Genomic DNA, 16,993 nt, shown 5'->3' with positions numbered 1-16,993 from the left:
CGTGGCCGAACCCGTTGAACAAACAGAGGAAAGCCTGTTCGAGGCCCCGCCGTTGGCCGAACAGGAGCGCATGATCGAAGCGATCCTTTTCGCCACCGCAGAGCCGATGACCCTGCGCGAGATCGCGGCGCGTCTGCCGCATGGCTGTGACCCTGCCGAAGCGATGGTGCATCTGCGCAAGCGCTACACCGGCCGCGGAGTCGAGCTGTGCCGCATCGGGGATGCCTACGCCATGCGCACGGCGGCGGATCTGGGGTATCTCATGCAACACGAAACGGTCGAGACGCGCAAACTGTCGCGCGCCGCGATCGAGACCTTGGCGATCATTGCCTACCACCAGCCCGCCACCCGCGCCGAGATCGAAGAGATCCGCGGCGTATCCGTATCGCGCGGCACGCTGGATCAGCTGCTTGAGCTGGACTGGATTCGCTTTGGCCGCCGCAAGATGACCCCCGGTCGTCCGGTGACCTTTGTCGTGACACAGGAATTTCTGGCCCACTTCGGTCTGGAAAGCCCCCGCGACCTGCCGGGGTTGAAAGAGCTCCGCTCTGCCGGATTGCTGGAAAGCCGCCCCGCCTTTGGCGAGATGCCCGGTGTCGACAGCGAGGAAGACCCAGAAGCGACCGAGGGCCAGAGCGAGCTGTTCGAGGATTAATCCCGCAGGTGGCCTGAAAATCGCCGCAATAGGTGTTATATTGGCCTCAGACACAGTTTAACGCGCGGTAAAGAGGTCAGGACATGAACCAGATAATTAATATGATTATGCGTCGCGTGATGGGGCGTTTGATCAACAAAGGCGTTGATATCGGCTTTGATCAGGCATCAAAGTTGGGCAAGGGGCGTCGGGCGTCAGTGGACCGTGACGGCAATCCTGTCCAACCAAGCGCCGAGGAAATGGCCCGTCGTGACAGAAGCAGCCGAGAGCAGGGCAAACAGGCGCGCAATATGGTCAAGAATATGCGCAAGCTGACGCGTTTCTAACCCGCGTGATCAGGCGCTGCGAAGCTTAGCGCGGCGCGCTGAAATGCTTGCTGAGCTTGAGACCCTGACCCTGATAGTTCGACGCGATGCCCGACCCGTACAGTTGGGTCGGTACGTCGGTCATTTTCTCATAGACCAACCGTCCGACAACCTGACCATGCTCCAGCACAAAAGGGGCCTCGTGGCAGCGCACTTCAAGTACGCCCCGTGATCCCGCACCCCCTGCAGAGGCATGGCCGAAACCGGGGTCAAAGAAACCCGCGTAATGCACCCGGAATTCGCCCACCATCGCCAGATAGGGGGCCATCTCTGCGGCGTATTCTGGCGGGATGGTCACGGCTTCGCGGCTGACCAGAATGTAGAACGCACCGGGGTCGAGGATGATCTGACCGTTGTCGCTGTGGACCTCTTCCCAGTATTGCGAAGGGTCATAATGGCCGATCTTGTCCAGATCGATCACACCCGTATGCGGCTTGGCGCGGTAGCCGACCAGCGTGGTGTCAGGCAGGCGAAGATCGACCGAGAATCCCAGACCATCATCGATCACGGCCTCGCCATCCACCAGCGGGCTGTCGGCGTGCAATGCGCGCAGCGCTGCATCGTCAAGCGTGGCGGCTCCGGTGGAAAAACGGATCTGGTTCAGCCGCATGCCCGGACGCACGAGCACCGAAAAAGAGCGCGGACAAATCTCTGCATAAAGCGGGCCGGTGTAGCCCGGCGCGATGCGATCAAACTCGGTCCCGCCGTCGGTGATGGTGCGCGTGAGCAGGTCCAGCCGCCCGGTGGAGCTTTTGGCATTGGCCGCCGCAGAGGTGCCTTGGGGCAGGGCGAGGCTTTCCATCAGCGGGACAACGTAGACGCAGCCCTTTTCCAGCACCGCCCCATTCGTCAGGTCGACGCGGTGCATCTCGAACTCTTCCAGACGGTCGGCGACCTTGGCCCCATGCCCGGCAAGAAAAGACGCACGCACGCGGTAAGCCACTGTTCCGAGACGAAGATCTAGGCTCGCAGGCTGGATCTGGGCGCTGTCGACAGGCGGTGTGCCGATGATCTGACCCGAAGCGATCATGTCGGTGATATGCTGGTTGGGAACTACGCCGATCATATCCGGGCCTTTCAAATGCAAACACCCGCACCCATTAGGGTACGGGCGTTTGTTGTATGTCGGTTGGTCGGGCTAGCAGGACTCGAACCTGCGACCTTCCGTCCCCCAGACGGACGCGCTACCAGGCTGCGCCATAGCCCGACATGAGGCGTTTCATACCTGATAAAACCGTGCGTGCAAGGGGGAATTGTCGCAAATCGCACGCGCGGCTTAGACTTTTGTGCCGCGGACCACATCGGCCCGAATGGAATCACGCAGTTCGCCCAGACGGTTAAGCAAAGGCGCGATATCGCGGGCCGAATCCTCGGGCAGATCGCGGCACAGCAATGCAGCAGAAAGCACAGAGGGTTTGGCGGGGAAGTCTTCTTCTGCCGTCAGAGGCGGCAGATCGATCACACGCGGCTTGGGACCTGCTACAACAGGGTCTTCCGGTGCCTCGTTGATCTCTGGCGCTTCGACGTCCTGCGCTTCGATGTCCCGCGTTTCGGCGGTGCTGCCTTCCGGCGCTGCCTCTGGCGCGCTGTCGATGGTCGGCGCGTCCTGATCCGGGGCGCGAGTTTGCGCAGCGGCAGGGGCGTCGTCCGGCGTGTTATCGCTTGGCGGCACCGGTGCGTCGGTCATCGGGTGGCGCAGGAAGCCGGGCAGGGTGGCACCGTCCTCCGCAGAGGTATCGGCGGGGGCGACGGTTGTCTCCTCCGGCTCCGGCTCTACCTCTGTCGCGTCGAGGGTCGGTTCGTCGGCAGGCAGGGGGGGGGTATCCTCTGCCGACACCTCGGGCGCGGAAGCGGCTTCGGCTGGTGTTTCGGGCGCTTCGACAGGGGCTGGCTTGGCCGCTTTGCTCGCGCGTTGCTCGAATGGGAGAACAACACCCTCGTGGGTCTGTTCTGCGTCTTCTTGCATCGGCGCGGGGGTCATGTCGATAGTGTCGCCACCGGCATCCAGATCATCCTGCGTGACCCCGTCAAGAGGCGCTGACAGGGCCGCGACATGGCCCATGCCTTCTTCGCGCAATACCTTCTGGACGCCTTTGATCGTCAGCCCGTCTTCATGCAGCAAGCGTTTGATACCGCCAAGCAGCAGCATATCGTTGGGGCGATAATATCGCCGCCCGCCTGCGCGTTTGATCGGTTTGACTTGCGTGAACTTGCTTTCCCAGAAACGCAGGACATGCGCCTGAATTTCAAGCCATTCTGCAACTTCTGAGATGGTTCTGAATGCGTCCGGAGACTTGGGCATTAGGTTATCGCTTGTTCCCGTCTGCAACCCGGTCCTTCATCAGATGGGACGGGCGGAATGTGAGCACGCGGCGCGGGTTAATCGGGACCTCTTCGCCGGTTTTGGGGTTCCGGCCAACGCGGGCCGACTTGTCGCGCACCGAGAAAGTGCCGAAAGATGAAATCTTGACCTGTTCGCCTTTGACCAGCGCGTCGGACATATGTTCAAGCACCGCTTCGACCAGCTGTGCGCTTTCATTGCGGGAAAGACCTACTTCACGAAAGACTGCTTCGCTCAAATCCATCCGGGTCAACGTTTTGTCGGCCATATCTTCCCCCCATGTGTTTTAAGCAGCATAGGCTGTGATTTTTCCGCAAGTCAACAACTATGGGGCGTAACGTGCTGTTCGCGCGAAGAAAAGCCGCTTACCAGCGCAGAACGATCGCGCCCCAGGCCAGCCCGCCGCCGATCGCCTCGGTGACCAGCAGGTCGCCTTTCTTGATCTGGCCGCGCTCTTGCCCGACGGAAAGGGCCAGCGGAATCGACGCGGCAGAGGTGTTGCCGTGGTCTTGAACCGTCACGACGACGTTATCCATCGACAGGTTCAGCTTTTTGGCAGTGCCTTGAATAATACGGATATTCGCTTGATGCGGGACGATCCAGTCGACGTCCTCGGCGCTGACGCCGGCACGGTCCATCGCGGTGTTTGCCGACGCGGCGAGCTTTTCAACCGCGTGACGGAAGACCTGATTCCCCTGCATGCGCAGATAGCCGGTCGTGCCCGTGCTGATGCCACCGTCGACATACAGCAAGTCTTTGTAGCGCCCGTCCGAATTCAGATCGGTGGAGAGGATACCGCGGTCGGCTGCGGTGCCGGCGCCGTCTTGCGCTTCAAGCAGGATCGCGCCGGCACCGTCACCGAACAACACGCTGGTGCTCCGGTCGGTCCAGTCCATGATTTTCGAGAATGTCTCGGAGCCGATGACCAGCACGCGGTCAGCCTGACCCGAGACGATCAGCGCATTGGCATTGGCCAGCGCATAGACAAAGCCCGCGCACACAGCCTGTACATCAAAGGCAAAGCCGCGCTCCATCTCAAGCTGGGCCTGCACCATCGTTGCGGCAGAGGGGAAAGTCAGATCGGGGGTAGAGGTGGCGACAATCACCGCATCCACATCGGCGGCTGTCTTGCCCGCGTCGGCCAATGCGGCCTTGGCGGCAGCGGTGGCCATGGTCGACGTGGTTTCGCCTTCGCCGACAAAGTGACGCCGTTCAATGCCAGAGCGTGACCGGATCCATTCGTCACTGGTGTCGATCTTGCCTTCAAACTCTGCGTTTTCGACAATGCGTTCCGGAAGGTAGTGTCCGGCACCAATTACGACGGCTCTTTTTGTCATTCTTCGGTCTCTTTCGTCGGCTTTGCTGCAGCAACACGCGCAGCCAACCGATTTGTAAATTCACTTTCCGCTAATCGCGCGGCCAGTTTGATCGCCGAGGAAACCCCCGTCGCGTCAGCGGCACCGTGGGATTTAACGACCGTGCCGTTCAACCCCAAAAACACACCGCCGTTCACACGGCGCGGGTCAAACCGTTTGCTGACGCGGCGCAGCGAGGTATAGGCCAACAGCGATGCCGCGCGGGACCAGATCGAATTCTTGAACGCTTGGCGCAGGCCATTGCCGATCAGCGTCGCGGTGCCTTCACCGGTCTTGATCGCAATATTACCTGTAAATCCATCGGTGACGATCACATCTGCGACATCCCCCGAGATATCGCCGCCTTCGACGAAACCGACGAATTCAAAACCCGCGTCATCCGCGGCGTCGCGAATCAACTCGTGGGCTTCTTTCAGCTCGGTCCGGCCTTTGTGTTCTTCGGTGCCGACGTTCAGCAACCCGATGCGCGGGCGTTCGATGTCCATACCGTTGCGGGCGTAGGATTTGCCCATCAGCGCATAGCGCAGCAGGTCATCGGCATCCGCACGCACATCCGCACCCACATCCAGCAGAACGTTGAAGCCCTGAGGGTTGGTAGAGGGATAGAGCACAGCGATGGCAGGGCGGTTCACACCCGGCAGCTTTTTCAGGCGGATCATCGACAGCGCCATCAGCGCGCCGGTGTTCCCGCAGCTGACCGCGACCGAGGCTTCGTTGTCGCGCACGGATTCGATGGCGGACCACATCGATGTGCCCTTGCCATTGCGCACGACGTTACTGGGCTTGTCATCCATTGTGACAACCCCTTGGGCATCCCGAATGGTGCAGCGCCCTTTCAGTTCGGGCCGCTTTGCCACCAGCGGTTCCAGCGTTTCGGCAGGGCCGTGCAGGATAAAGCTGATATCGGGATTCTTTAGCGCGGACGCAGAGCACCCGGCAACAACGATTGCCGGGCCCTGATCGCCCCCCATCGCATCAACTGAGATAAGGGTGCGCTGAGTTCTCGCGCTAGGCTGATCGGACGTGGCCGTCATCTGGTGCGATGCCTCTTATGAACTGCGGTTGACGTGACGAGCTTACGCCGCGTCTTCGTCGAGGTCGATCTCTTCGTTCAGAGAAACAACTTCGTTGTCGTCATAGTGACCGCATGCTGCGCAAACGTGGTGCGGGCGCTTCAGCTCACCACAGTTGGAGCATTCGTTCGGGTTCGCTGCAGTCAGCGAATCGTGTGCGCGGCGGTTGTTGCGACGCGATTTGGAAACTTTATTCTGTTGGACAGCCATGTCTGGTGCCTTTGCCTTCGGGGTCGTTCATCGGCTTCCTGCCAAAGACGACCGTGTTTCAGATCAACTCCCGGTTTGGGCGTGACGTGCGTTTAGGCCGAAGCCTATCCGATGTCCAACCTTAATTGGGGTGAAGGGCGCAAAATACTGCGAAAAACCGCCGAAGCAACCCTTTTTTCACCCAAACCGGCAGGGTTATTCGGTGGTATCGTCCTTAAGCTGGTTCTTGAGGCCGGCCAGCCCCGCAAAGGGGCGGGCGTCTTCGTCGGTCATCGGGGTGTCGCCGGGTTTGGTATAGACCGCTTGCCCCAGTTCGGCCCCGTCGGCGCGGGGATATTCGGGAATCTCAAGCGCCAGCGCTTCGATCATGATGGCCGCGGGATCAATCCACGCTCCAAGCGGTTCGGTGCGATCATCCTCGGGCATCTCGACCTCGGCTTCCTCGGGTTCTTCGTAATCCTGCACGAAAAGCCGTGTGACATCGACGTCGATCCGCGTCTGTACCGGCTCCAGCGTCACCACGCAGGGCTGCACCACAGTGGCCCCCAGACGCGCCTTGAGTTCCCAATCACTGCGACCAAGCGCCTTGAGGTGCCCTTCGAATGAAAGTTTACGTAATGCTGAAAGATCAAGTTCTTCTGCGATCATCCGCAAGCTGTCGGCGTCGGGACGCAGGGAGAAAGGGGTTTGCGCATTCTGCGACAGCTCTGCGACGCGCAATGCTGTGGGGCTTGGGGGCGTGCGAGACATGTTAGGGGTACTTTCGTTTCTTGAACCATGGGGCGTGCTTAGTGTATGCGAGATAAAAGCCATGATCCCCAAGGGCAAGAGGGCACCAAGAATGCGTATCGACCGCCATGTCAAAAAGACACTGCTGACCGCCACAGTTCTCGCTGCTGGTCTGACGCTTGGGGCCTGCTCCCCGCAATACTCCAACCACGGCTATATCCCGCCGCAAGAGGATCTTGAGAAGATCACCGTGGGCCAAGACACTCGCGACACCGTGGCCGAAACCGTAGGCGTGCCAGCGTCGGCAGGGTTGCTGACCAATTCGGGGTATTACTATGTCCGGTCGCGCCGTCAGGCGATGTGGTTCATGGCCCCGCGCGAGACAGAGCGCGAAGTTGTCGCTGTCAGCTTTGACAGCAACGGTGTGGTGCAGAACGTCGAACGTTTCGGGCTGGAGCGTGGCAATGTCGTCACCCTTGACCGCCGCGTCACCAGTTCGCCGATCTCGGATAAATCCTTTATCCGCCAGCTTCTGGGCAACATTGGCCGCTTCAACCCCGCGGCGCTGGCTGGCTAGGGCAGGCCCGTGACGGTGCCGGAGGGTGCTGTGATCGAGCCGCTTTTACGCGGTCCGTACCGCGCCTATTGTGCCACCACAGCCGAGGATATCGAGGCCGCGCAAGCCTTACGCGCGCGGGCCTTTGGGCTGGTTCAACCGCGCGATATCGACGGGTTTGATGCGCAAAAGCATCATATCCTCGTGCGGCATCAAGGCAGCGGTGATCTGCTGTGCTGCTACCGGATCGGGCTGATGGAGGGCGCGTCGCTGGATCAAAGCTATGCCGCGCAATTCTACGATCTGACCAAGCTTGCATATTTCCCCGGCGCGACGATGGAGCTGGGGCGGTTCTGTCTGGCCCCGGGGGTCACAGACCCGGATGTCGTGCGCATGGCCTGGGCCGCGCTGGCGCAGTTTGTGGACGCCCATAGGGTCGCGTTGCTCTTTGGCTGCACCTCCTTCAAGGGTACCGATCCGGCACCCTATAGCGATGTCATGGCGCTTTTGCACAGCCGCCACCTTGCGCCCGTGCAATGGCAGCCGCTGGTCAAGGCCCCCGATACGGTGGGCTTTGTGGAACGGACGTTGGATAAACCGGCCGAGAAAGCCGCGCTACAAATGTTGCCGCCGCTGCTGCGGAGCTATCTGATGATGGGGGGCTGGGTGAGCGATCATGCGGTGATCGACCACCAGATGAACACGCTGCATGTATTTACCGGCCTTGAAATCGCGGCGATCCCCGAGGGGCGTAAGCGCCTGCTGCGCGGTGCCGCCTAAGAGTTTCATGCCTTCGGCGAGGATTTTAGCCCATTTGGAAGAGGGGTCATTGACGCTGACGCGGCGCGGCGCTAGCTGGCTGTCATGGCACGCGCACCCCTTTTACAAGTTAACGAGATCTCGCTGACATTCGGCGGCGATCCCGTATTCGAAGACATGTCCCTTGTGGTTCAATCCGGCGACCGACTGGCGCTGGTGGGCCGGAACGGGTCAGGTAAATCCACTTTGATGAAGGTCATGGCCGGATTGGTCGAGGCCGACAGCGGCGACGTGATCGTCGGGCCCGGCGTTTCGGTGGGCTATATGGAGCAAGACCCGGATCTGACCGGATTCGAGACTTTGGGCGACTTCGCGGCCCATGGCCTGGACCCGTCAGAGATGTACAAGGTCGAACGTGCCGGAGAGGGGTTGAAGTTCGACCCCGCGCGCCCTGTCAGCACCGCGTCGGGTGGGGAACGTCGCCGCGCGGCATTGGCGCGTCTGATGGCCTCTGAGCCCGAGCTGATGTTGCTGGACGAGCCGACGAACCACCTGGATATCGAAGCGATCCGCTGGCTTGAAGACGAGCTTAAAGCCACACGGGCCGCTTTTGTGATTATCTCTCACGATAGGGCGTTTCTGCGCGAATTGACCCGTGCGACGCTCTGGGTCGACCGCGGTGTTGTGCGTCGGCAGGACATCGGCTTTGGCGGGTTTGAAGCCTGGCGCGACCAGATGTGGGAAGAAGAGGACATGCAGCGCCACAAGCTGAACCGCAAGATCAAGGCGGAGGCACGGTGGGCTGTCGAAGGCATTTCGGCGCGGCGCAAGCGTAACCAGGGCCGTGTGCGCGCCCTGCAAGACCTGCGGGCCGAACGCGCCAGCCAGATCAAACGTCAGGGCACCGCCGCCATGGCGCTGGAAGCGGGGCCGAAGTCCGGCCGCAAGGTGGTCGAGGCTATGGGCATCACCAAGGCCTTTGGCGACAAGACGATTCTGCGCCCCTTCGACATCACGATCCAGCGGGGTGATCGGATCGCCTTGGTCGGGCCGAATGGTGTGGGCAAGACGACGTTGCTGAATATGCTGATCGGGAAAGAACAGCCCGACGGGGGCGAGATCAAACAGGGTACCAACCTTGAGATCGCGCTGTTCGACCAGGCGCGCGCGCAGCTTGATGGCGATATGTCGCTGTGGGACAGTCTGACCGGTGATCCGGAAATGCGTGTATCGGGTAAGGCGGACCAGATTCTGGTGCGTGGGCAGCCGAAACATGTGGTTGGGTACCTGAAAGAATTCCTGTTCGACGAGGGGCAGGCCCGTGCGCCCGTGCGGTCCTTGTCGGGGGGTGAAAAGGCGCGATTGCTGCTGGCCAAGATCATGGCGCGCTCCAGCAACCTCTTGGTGCTTGATGAACCGACCAACGATCTGGATGTCGAAACCCTTGATCTGATGCAGGAGTTGCTGTCGACCTATGACGGCACCGTGCTGCTGGTCAGCCACGACCGTGACTTCCTTGACCGTGTTGCCGCGACCACCATCGCGATGGAGGGTGACGGCAAGGCGACCGTCTATGCGGGCGGTTGGACGGATTATCTGGCACAGCGCCAGCAGGATGATTTTGACCAAAGCGTCGCCGTCAAATCAAAGCCCGGGGCGAAATCCGAAAAGCCCAAAGCGGCGCAGCAGTCGGGACTGAGCTTTACCGAAAAGCATCGGCTTGAGGCGCTGCCCGCCGAGATTGCGCGACTGGAAGCCGAAATCGCGAAACTGGAAGAGTTGATGAGCGATCCGACACTGTATTCCGACAATCCGGTGAAATTCCAGAAAGCGACCGATGCCTTGGTCGAGCGGAATGAAAAGCTGCAGGACGCAGAGGCCGAGTGGCTGATGCTGGAAGAAAAAGCCGAAAGCTGAAGGGGGCAGGGCGACCCGCCCCCCTCTCATACTGCGGGGGCTTAGCCCAGTTGTACCAGCGCGTGGCGTTTCTTGCCCGCGCTAAGCTTGATCGGTGTGGCCAGCGTGGCAGCATCGACCATCAGGCCTGCGTCTGTCAGCGGTTCGTCATTATAGCGGGCACCGTTTTCGGTGATCAGACGCTTTGCCTCTTTGCCCGAACCGGCCAGACCGGATTTCACGATCAACTGCACGATAGAAATGCCGTCGCCGATATCTGCCGCGCTGAGCGTCAGGGTGGGTAGGTCATCGCCGACACCGCCTTTTTCAAACACTTCGCGTGCCGTGGCTTCGGCGTTCTTTGCGGCTTCGGCACCGTGCAGCAGGGTCGTGACCTCGTTCGCCAGAATGATCTTGGCCGCGTTGATGTCTGAGCCCTCCAGTGCGCCCAGACGGTCGCATTCCTCGACCGGTAGTTCGGTGAAGATCTTGAGGAACTTGCCCGTGTCCGCATCGGTGGTATTACGCCAGAACTGCCAGAACTCGTAAGGCGACAGCATGTCCCCGTTCAGCCAGATCGCGCCGCCCTGGGATTTGCCCATTTTGCGGCCGTCGCTGGTGGTGAGCAAGGGCGTGGTGAGGCCGAAAATCTCTTGATCCAGCACGCGGCGGGTCAGGTCGATCCCGTTGACGATGTTACCCCATTGATCCGAGCCGCCCATCTGCAGCAAACAGCCATAGCGGCGGTTGAGCTCAAGGAAGTCATAGGCCTGCAGGATCATGTAGTTGAATTCGAGGAAGGAAAGCGACTGTTCCCGATCTAGGCGGGATTTGACGCTTTCGAACGACAGCATCCGGTTAACGCTGAAATGCCGCCCGATGTCGCGCAGGAATGCGAGGTAGTTCAGATTGTCCAGCCATTCGGCGTTGTTCAGCATGATCGCGTCACTGTCGCCGTCACCGTAGGACAGGTATTTCTCGAACACCTGCTGCATGCCGGCGATATTGGCGTCGATGGCGGCATTGTCGAGCAGGGGGCGTTCATCCGACCGGAAGGACGGGTCGCCCACTTTGGTGGTGCCGCCGCCCATCAGGGTGATCGGTTTGCCGCCGCATTTCTGCAACCAGCGCAGCACCATGATATTCATCAGATGCCCCACATGAAGGGATTTCGCTGTCGCGTCATAGCCGATATAGGCAGGCACAGCCCCGTTGATCAGCGCGTCATCAAGGCCCTGATAGTCCGTACAATCGGCGAGAAAGCCGCGCTCCATCATGATGCGGATGAAATCGGATTTGGGGTGGTATGTCATGGTGCTTGCCCTCAGCTTGGGTGGTGGTGCACTCTATAGGTGCTGAGCAGACAAAGGAAAAGGCCATGAATAAGGCCCAAGGGGCAAGAACCCCGACACGGATCGCGAAAACAGGCCCGCTGCGGGCCGCAGGCGCGATGAGCGGCACCTCGCTCGACGGGGTGGACGTTGCGGTGATCGAGACAGACGGCCGCGATATCATCGGCTTTGGCGCGTCGAGCTACCGCAGTTATTCAGTCGAGGAACGCCGCACCATCGCGGCCGGTTTCGGCAAATGGTCAGGGCCAGAGGTGGCGGCGGCGACGCAGGTGGTCGAGGCGGCGCATATCGGTGCCCTTGGCGCGTATACCGATGTGGATCTGATCGGCTTTCACGGGCAGACGCTGGCCCATGCGCCGCGCATGCAGGGGACGTTGCAAGTGGGCGACGGTGCAGCGCTGGCGGATCATCTGGGGCTGCCCGTCGTGTGGGATTTCCGCAGCGCCGATGTGCATCTGGGCGGAGAGGGCGCACCGCTCGCGCCGTTCTTTCACCACGCCTGTGCCCGCTATGCCGGGCTGACGGGGCCGGTGGCCTTTTTGAATCTTGGCGGGGTGGGGAACCTGACCTGGGTGGATCCGGCGATCCCCTTGCCCGAGACGGAGGGGGCGCTGCTGGCTTTCGACACGGGGCCCGCCAATGCACCCATCAACGATCTGATGCAGGCGCGTCTTGGGCTGCCCTTTGACGAGGGCGGCAAGACCGCGTCGCGCGGGCAGGTAGAGACCGGCGCGCTTGAGCTGTTTCTGGCCGAGCCCTATTTCGCACGGATGCCCCCCAAGTCGTTGGACCGGAACGATTTTGACGAGATGGTCGCGCTGGTGACCGAACTGTCGGACGCCGATGCCGCCGCGACGCTGACGGCCATGTGTGCCGCTGGCGTGGCCGAAGCGATGCAGCATTGTCCGCGCTTGCCCGATCGTGTGCTGGTCACCGGGGGCGGGCGGCACAACCCTGTGTTGATGAAGATGCTCAGTGTCAGTCTGGATTGTCCGGTCATGCCGATAGAAGAGATCGGGCTCGACGGTGATATGCTGGAGGCGCAGGCCTTCGGATATCTTGCCGTGCGGGTGGCGCGCGGGCTGCCCACCTCTTGCCCCGGCACCACGGGGGTGCGGGCTGCGGTCGGGGGCGGCACCGTGAGCATGCCGACGGAGGCGATCAGCGTTTAGAATAAGGCTCTTTGATGGGTTTCGCGCCAGCGTATCGTCGCCCCTCTGACCTGCGTTTTTCGCTGGACAGCATGTGTTTTGGCCTGAGTCGCCTGTTAGCATTTCGCGCTATAGTCGTGCGTAATCTTCGTTTTTCGCGAATAGGTTAGCTACCCGCCGTGGGTCTCCGACGCGGCAAAGGGCTGTGGCACGGTTGCACAGCGGCGTTCCGTAAACAGTCTGTTTCCTTGCTTGGGAGTAGGGCGGTTCTACCTTGAATTGTACTACCTCAGAACGGTGGCGCAGAAAGTGGGGGCTTTGCTTGCGCCGTTCCTTTTCAAAAGGAGAATGACCATGACGAGTATGTTTCTTAAAAACGCCGCAACTTCGGTTGCAACGGTATTCATCGCCACGTCGGCCTTTGCGCTGGATGTTGGCGTCGGTGCCAGCGTGGGCGGTATTGGCGCGGGCGTAGGGGCCAGCGTCGGCCACGGGTCCGCCGCGGATGTCGGTGTTGGTGTGGGCGCGGGCAGCGTCGGCGCGGGGGCGGGTGCCTCTGTCGGTGGCGGCTCGGTTGCTGATGCGGGCGCTGGTGCCTCTGTCGGCGGCGTGGGCGCTGGTGTCGGGGCCGCGGTTGGCGGGGATTCTGTGGCGGGCGTTGGCGTGGGTATCGGCAGCACCGGCGGGTCCAACAGCGGCGGCGGCACGACGACCGACGACAGCGGGACGACCAGCAGCGCGACTGCCGCGGTATCGCGCAGTGTCAGCGGCGATGTGACCCGCGCCGCGGCCTCTGTCCCGATCACGGCGGCATTGGGCGCTACGGTCATGACCACGGACCGCGAGGTCGTGGGTATGATCGAAGACGTGCGCCCGTCGACGCAAGGCAAATTCGTGGCCACCATCCGGATGAACGTCGCCTTTGGCGCGCAGCCGCGGACGATCCAGATCAAGATGCCGATGCTGAAAAGTGACACGGATATGATCCGTGTGGGCTTTACCAAGTCGGGCCTGTTGCGTCAGATCCAAAGCTGACACTGGACGCGACACCGCAAGCACAAAAAAAGCGCGCCTTGATCGGGCGCGCTTTCGTATCTTCGGGCGGGGCGAACTGCCCCCCTTGATCAACCTTTCAGGATCGAGCGACCGGCGTATTCCGCTGTCACGCCAAGCGATTCCTCGATGCGGATCAGCTGGTTGTATTTCGCCAACCGGTCGGACCGCGCGAGCGAGCCGGTCTTGATCTGACCGCAGTTCGTCGCAACAGCAAGATCCGCAATCGTCGCGTCTTCAGTCTCGCCCGAGCGGTGGGACATCACGTTGGTAAAGCCCGCACGATGCGCCATGTCGACCGCTTGCAGCGTCTCGGACAGGGTGCCGATCTGGTTGACCTTGACCAGCATGGAGTTGGCAGAACCCCGTTTGATGCCTTCGGCCAGACGTTCGGGGTTGGTCACGAACAGATCGTCGCCCACCAACTGGATCTTGTCACCCAGACGGTCGGTCAGCAGTTTCCAGCCATCCCAATCGTCTTCGGACATGCCGTCTTCGATAGAGATGATGGGGTAATCGGCGCATAGGGCCGCCAGATAATCCACATTCTCGGCGCTGGTCAGGGTTTTCCCTTCGCCAGAAAGGACATAGCTGCCGTCCTTGAAGTATTCCGTTGCCGCACAATCCAGCGCGAGGTAGATTTCCTCGCCCGGCTTATAGCCCGCTTTTTCGATGGATTTCAGAATGAAATCAAGTGCATCGCGGGTGGAGCTGATGTTGGGTGCGAAGCCGCCTTCGTCGCCGATACCGGTGGACAGACCTGCGGCCGAAAGCTCTTTCTTCAGCGTGTGGAACACCTCGGAGCCCATGCGCACCGCGTCGCGGATATTCTCTGCCGCGACGGGCATGATCATGAATTCCTGAATGTCGATCGGGTTATCCGCATGCTCGCCCCCGTTGATGATGTTCATCATCGGCACGGGTAGCATGCGCGCAGAGGTGCCGCCCACATAACGGTAGAGCGGCTGCGAGCAATAATCAGCCGCGGCCTTCGCCGTCGCGAGGGAGACGCCCAGAATGGCGTTGGCCCCCAGACGCGACTTGTTGTCGGTGCCGTCCAGCTCGATCATCGTGCCGTCAATCTCGACCTGCTCTGTCGCGTCGATGCCGACCAGCGCATCCGCGATCTCGCCATTGACCGAGGCGCAGGCTTCCAGAACGCCCTTGCCCATATAGCGCTTTTGGTCGCCATCGCGACGCTCTACCGCCTCATAGGCACCGGTGGATGCGCCAGAGGGAACCGCCGCACGGCCCATGGTGCCGTCTTCAAGCGTCACATCGACTTCGACCGTGGGGTTGCCCCGGCTGTCAATGATTTCGCGGGCGTGGATGTCGATGATCGTGCTCATAAGGGGCTATCCTTTTGCAGATGACAATTGCGCAGCGGTTTAGCGCGCCGGGGGGAGGATGGAAAGTGTTCAGGCCTGTTCTTTGACCTTTCGCTCACGCCATACCGTATAGATGCCCGAGGCAACAATGATGGTTGCGCCAACATAGGTCAGCAGATCGGGGCGTTCGCCAAAGATCGTGATGCCCACAACCATCGCGAACAGCAGGCGCGCATAGCGGAACGGTGTGATAAAGCTGATTTCGCCGATACGCATGGCCGCGACGATGCCGTAATAGGCGACCATGCCGGTTGTCAGCGCGGCCCCCATGAACAGCCATTGCACCCCCGACATCGGCGCAAAAGCCGTGCCCGTGCCCAGCATGAAAAGCAGGCTTGCAGGGACCAGCGCCAGAAACGCAAGGAACGACAGTTGGAACGTAGAGGTCGATTTCGGCACCCGCCGCGTCGCCAGATCACGCAAGGACAGCCCCAGCACCCCAAGCACCGCCAGCAGGGACAGCGCCTGAAAGCTGTCCATCCCGGGGCGGATCACCAGCAAGACGCCCAGCATACCAACCAGAATAGCGCTCCACCGGCGCCAGCCGACGGGATCGCCCAGAAAGAGCGCCGCGCCTAGGGTCACAACCAGCGGTGTCGCCTGCAAAATGGCCGAGGCAGAAGAAATCGGTGTCAGCACAATGGCCGATACAAACCCCAAGGTGCCGACAATCTCGCCCAAGGCGCGCAGCAGGATCGGGCGGGTCAGCATCGCGCGATCCATCAACGGTTCGCCCTTCATCACCACCATCGCACCATAGCAGAGCGCGCCACCGGTCCCGAGCATAAAGATAATCTGCCCGATCGGGATATCCGTCCCGATCAGCTTGATGAACATGTCCTCAATGGCAAAGCCCAACATCGACAGCACCATGATCAAAGCGCCGCGCAGATTGTCCATATCCTATTCCTTCATACAATCGTTCTAAATTTCCGTCAGTGGATGCATGTCCCTTTGTCGGGGGATGTGCAAGCCTCGCGGCGCATCCCGTGACGGGGCTGGTGGCGGAAGGGACCAACTGCTAGCACAAGCGTATGAAATGGCCGCGCCCCCCGTCTGATACGCATACGACCGTTTTCACCGTCCTTATCGGCGCGGTGGGGGCCGGTATCGGCTGGCTGCTGAACGCGCCGATCTACATGCTGCTGGGGCCTGCGGTGCTGGTGTCGCTGGCCGGTCTGGCGGGCGCGCGCATGGGGGTGTCGCTGCCGCTGCGCAACATCTGCTTTGTCGTCATTGGCCTGTCGGTGGGGGCAGGGTTTGACCAGAATGCGGTCGATGCCATGCTGCGCTGGCCGCTGGCTTTTGTGGTGATGGCCGTGCTGGTCTGGGCGATGCTGGTGCTCAGCCGCTGGCTTCTGGCGCGGTTCTTTGGCTTTGACCGTCGTGCAGCACTGCTGGCTTCGGCCCCCGGACACCTCAGCTTTGTGCTGGCGATGGCGGCCGATGGCGGGGATAATGTGGTGCGTATCTCGACCACGCAGTCGGTGCGGCTGTTGTCGCTCACGCTGGTGGTGCCCTTTGTCGCGCTGGCGATGGGGGTTGATCTGGGCGGGTCCATCGTGCCCGACGGCCCCGTTATGGGCGGCGTGACATTGCTGGTGATGGCGGTGCTCTCCGTTGGGGCAGGGGTGCTGCTGGGGCGCATCCGGGTACCCGCGCCGATGTTGATCGGGCCGATGCTGGTGTCATCGCTTGCGCATGTGACAGGGCTCGCCCCCGGTGTGCTGCCCCTGTGGCTGGTGATGCCCGCCTATGTGGTGCTCGGAGCCTTGATCGGCACGCGGTTCTCCGGCGTGCGGCTTGACGATCTGACCAAGGGGCTCGCCGCGGGGCTGGCTGTGACCTGCCTTGCCGTGGGGTTGGCCCTGCTGGGGGCAATCCCGGTCGCTATGGCGCTTGGCATGCCGCTGGCGCATATCCTCGTGGCCTTTGCGCCCGGTGGGTTCGAAACAATGATCGCCATGGGCAGCGTGCTGGGGATCAGCCCGGGTTTTGTCGCCGCCTGCCACATGATGCGTCTGTTCATCCTCAGCGCTGTGCTGCCCCTGATGCTGGCGCGCAGCACCCCGCGCTAGGCTATCTTTCA

At 61.4% G+C, this 16,993-nt stretch carries 18 protein-coding genes and 1 tRNA gene; 8 read left to right on the top strand and 11 right to left on the bottom strand.

Going from position 1 to position 16,993, the window contains the following annotated elements; genetic code table 11:
* Nucleotide 1 precedes the first annotated feature (1 nt).
* Nucleotides 2-655, top strand: a complete 654-nt coding sequence (gene scpB, locus C1J04_RS10690; protein WP_009824757.1) for an SMC-Scp complex subunit ScpB — start codon at nt 2-4, stop codon at nt 653-655.
* A gap of 83 nt (nt 656-738) precedes the next feature.
* Entirely contained in the window at nt 739-981 is a 243-nt protein-coding gene (locus C1J04_RS10685) for a hypothetical protein (protein WP_037953720.1), read from the top strand.
* Nucleotides 982-1,006: 25 nt separating this feature from the next.
* Here C1J04_RS10685 and C1J04_RS10680 read toward each other — a convergent pair whose 3' ends face one another.
* From C1J04_RS10680 to C1J04_RS10645, 8 genes are all read right to left on the bottom strand, one after another.
* A complete protein-coding gene (locus C1J04_RS10680; protein ID WP_009824755.1) occupies nt 1,007-2,086 on the bottom strand; it encodes a 2'-deoxycytidine 5'-triphosphate deaminase in 1,080 nt (359 codons plus the stop codon).
* Between the two features lie 64 nt (nt 2,087-2,150).
* A tRNA-Pro gene (locus C1J04_RS10675) sits at nt 2,151-2,227 on the bottom strand.
* A 69-nt stretch (nt 2,228-2,296) separates the two neighbouring features.
* Nucleotides 2,297-3,322, bottom strand: a complete 1,026-nt coding sequence (locus tag C1J04_RS10670) for a MerR family transcriptional regulator (protein ID WP_009824754.1) — start codon at nt 3,320-3,322, stop codon at nt 2,297-2,299.
* 4 nt (nt 3,323-3,326) lie between these two features.
* Entirely contained in the window at nt 3,327-3,629 is a 303-nt protein-coding gene (ihfA, locus tag C1J04_RS10665; protein WP_005853794.1) for an integration host factor subunit alpha, read from the bottom strand.
* Nucleotides 3,630-3,726: 97 nt separating this feature from the next.
* Nucleotides 3,727-4,698, bottom strand: a complete 972-nt coding sequence (locus C1J04_RS10660; RefSeq protein ID WP_009824753.1) for a beta-ketoacyl-ACP synthase III — start codon at nt 4,696-4,698, stop codon at nt 3,727-3,729.
* Nucleotides 4,695-5,771 (bottom strand): phosphate acyltransferase PlsX, encoded by a 1,077-nt coding sequence (gene plsX, locus C1J04_RS10655; RefSeq protein WP_037953718.1) that lies wholly within the window; start codon nt 5,769-5,771, stop codon nt 4,695-4,697. The genes C1J04_RS10660 and plsX overlap by 4 nt, the downstream gene beginning before the upstream one ends.
* A 42-nt stretch (nt 5,772-5,813) precedes the next feature.
* A complete protein-coding gene (gene rpmF, locus C1J04_RS10650; protein WP_005853791.1) occupies nt 5,814-6,020 on the bottom strand; it encodes a 50S ribosomal protein L32 in 207 nt (68 codons plus the stop codon).
* A gap of 195 nt (nt 6,021-6,215) precedes the next feature.
* Entirely contained in the window at nt 6,216-6,770 is a 555-nt protein-coding gene (locus C1J04_RS10645; RefSeq protein ID WP_037953716.1) for a YceD family protein, read from the bottom strand.
* A gap of 91 nt (nt 6,771-6,861) precedes the next feature.
* On the opposite strand from C1J04_RS10645, the gene C1J04_RS10640 reads away from it, so the two are divergent.
* The 3 genes from C1J04_RS10640 to C1J04_RS10630 all read left to right on the top strand — a co-directional run bounded on the left by C1J04_RS10640 (nt 6,862) and on the right by C1J04_RS10630 (nt 9,981).
* Nucleotides 6,862-7,326, top strand: a complete 465-nt coding sequence (locus C1J04_RS10640; RefSeq protein ID WP_005853789.1) for an outer membrane protein assembly factor BamE — start codon at nt 6,862-6,864, stop codon at nt 7,324-7,326.
* A 9-nt stretch (nt 7,327-7,335) separates the two neighbouring features.
* Complete coding sequence (locus C1J04_RS10635; protein WP_009824751.1) at nt 7,336-8,085, top strand: GNAT family N-acetyltransferase; 750 nt, start codon at nt 7,336-7,338, stop codon at nt 8,083-8,085.
* An 84-nt stretch (nt 8,086-8,169) separates the two neighbouring features.
* Nucleotides 8,170-9,981 (top strand): ABC-F family ATP-binding cassette domain-containing protein, encoded by a 1,812-nt coding sequence (locus C1J04_RS10630; RefSeq protein WP_009824750.1) that lies wholly within the window; start codon nt 8,170-8,172, stop codon nt 9,979-9,981.
* Nucleotides 9,982-10,022: 41 nt separating this feature from the next.
* Here the strand turns inward: C1J04_RS10630 and tyrS are convergent, their stop codons facing one another.
* Nucleotides 10,023-11,273, bottom strand: a complete 1,251-nt coding sequence (gene tyrS / locus C1J04_RS10625; RefSeq protein ID WP_009824749.1) for a tyrosine--tRNA ligase — start codon at nt 11,271-11,273, stop codon at nt 10,023-10,025.
* Between the two features lie 65 nt (nt 11,274-11,338).
* Here tyrS and C1J04_RS10620 point away from each other — a divergent pair, with 65 nt between their 5' ends.
* Together C1J04_RS10620 and C1J04_RS10615 are read left to right on the top strand one after the other, a co-directional pair.
* Nucleotides 11,339-12,484: an anhydro-N-acetylmuramic acid kinase gene (locus tag C1J04_RS10620; RefSeq protein WP_009824748.1), complete on the top strand. Its 1,146-nt coding sequence runs from the start codon at nt 11,339-11,341 to the stop codon at nt 12,482-12,484.
* A gap of 333 nt (nt 12,485-12,817) precedes the next feature.
* The gene (locus C1J04_RS10615; protein ID WP_037953711.1) at nt 12,818-13,498 is read left to right on the top strand and encodes a hypothetical protein; all 681 of its coding nucleotides are present in this window, start codon (nt 12,818-12,820) and stop codon (nt 13,496-13,498) included.
* An 89-nt stretch (nt 13,499-13,587) separates the two neighbouring features.
* On the opposite strand, the gene eno is transcribed toward C1J04_RS10615, so the two are convergent.
* Together eno and C1J04_RS10605 are read right to left on the bottom strand one after the other, a co-directional pair.
* Nucleotides 13,588-14,865, bottom strand: a complete 1,278-nt coding sequence (eno, locus tag C1J04_RS10610; RefSeq protein ID WP_009824746.1) for a phosphopyruvate hydratase — start codon at nt 14,863-14,865, stop codon at nt 13,588-13,590.
* Nucleotides 14,866-14,934: 69 nt separating this feature from the next.
* Nucleotides 14,935-15,804: a DMT family transporter gene (locus C1J04_RS10605; RefSeq protein WP_009824745.1), complete on the bottom strand. Its 870-nt coding sequence runs from the start codon at nt 15,802-15,804 to the stop codon at nt 14,935-14,937.
* 134 nt (nt 15,805-15,938) lie between these two features.
* Here C1J04_RS10605 and C1J04_RS10600 point away from each other — a divergent pair, with 134 nt between their 5' ends.
* Nucleotides 15,939-16,982: an AbrB family transcriptional regulator gene (locus tag C1J04_RS10600; protein WP_009824744.1), complete on the top strand. Its 1,044-nt coding sequence runs from the start codon at nt 15,939-15,941 to the stop codon at nt 16,980-16,982.
* Nucleotides 16,983-16,993: the final 11 nt, after the last annotated feature.

The organism is Sulfitobacter sp. SK025, assembly GCF_003352105.1.
Classification (GTDB): domain Bacteria; phylum Pseudomonadota; class Alphaproteobacteria; order Rhodobacterales; family Rhodobacteraceae; genus Sulfitobacter; species Sulfitobacter pontiacus.
The sequence above is the reverse complement of the archived record's forward strand: the minus strand, read 5'-3'. Positions and strand labels throughout refer to the sequence as shown.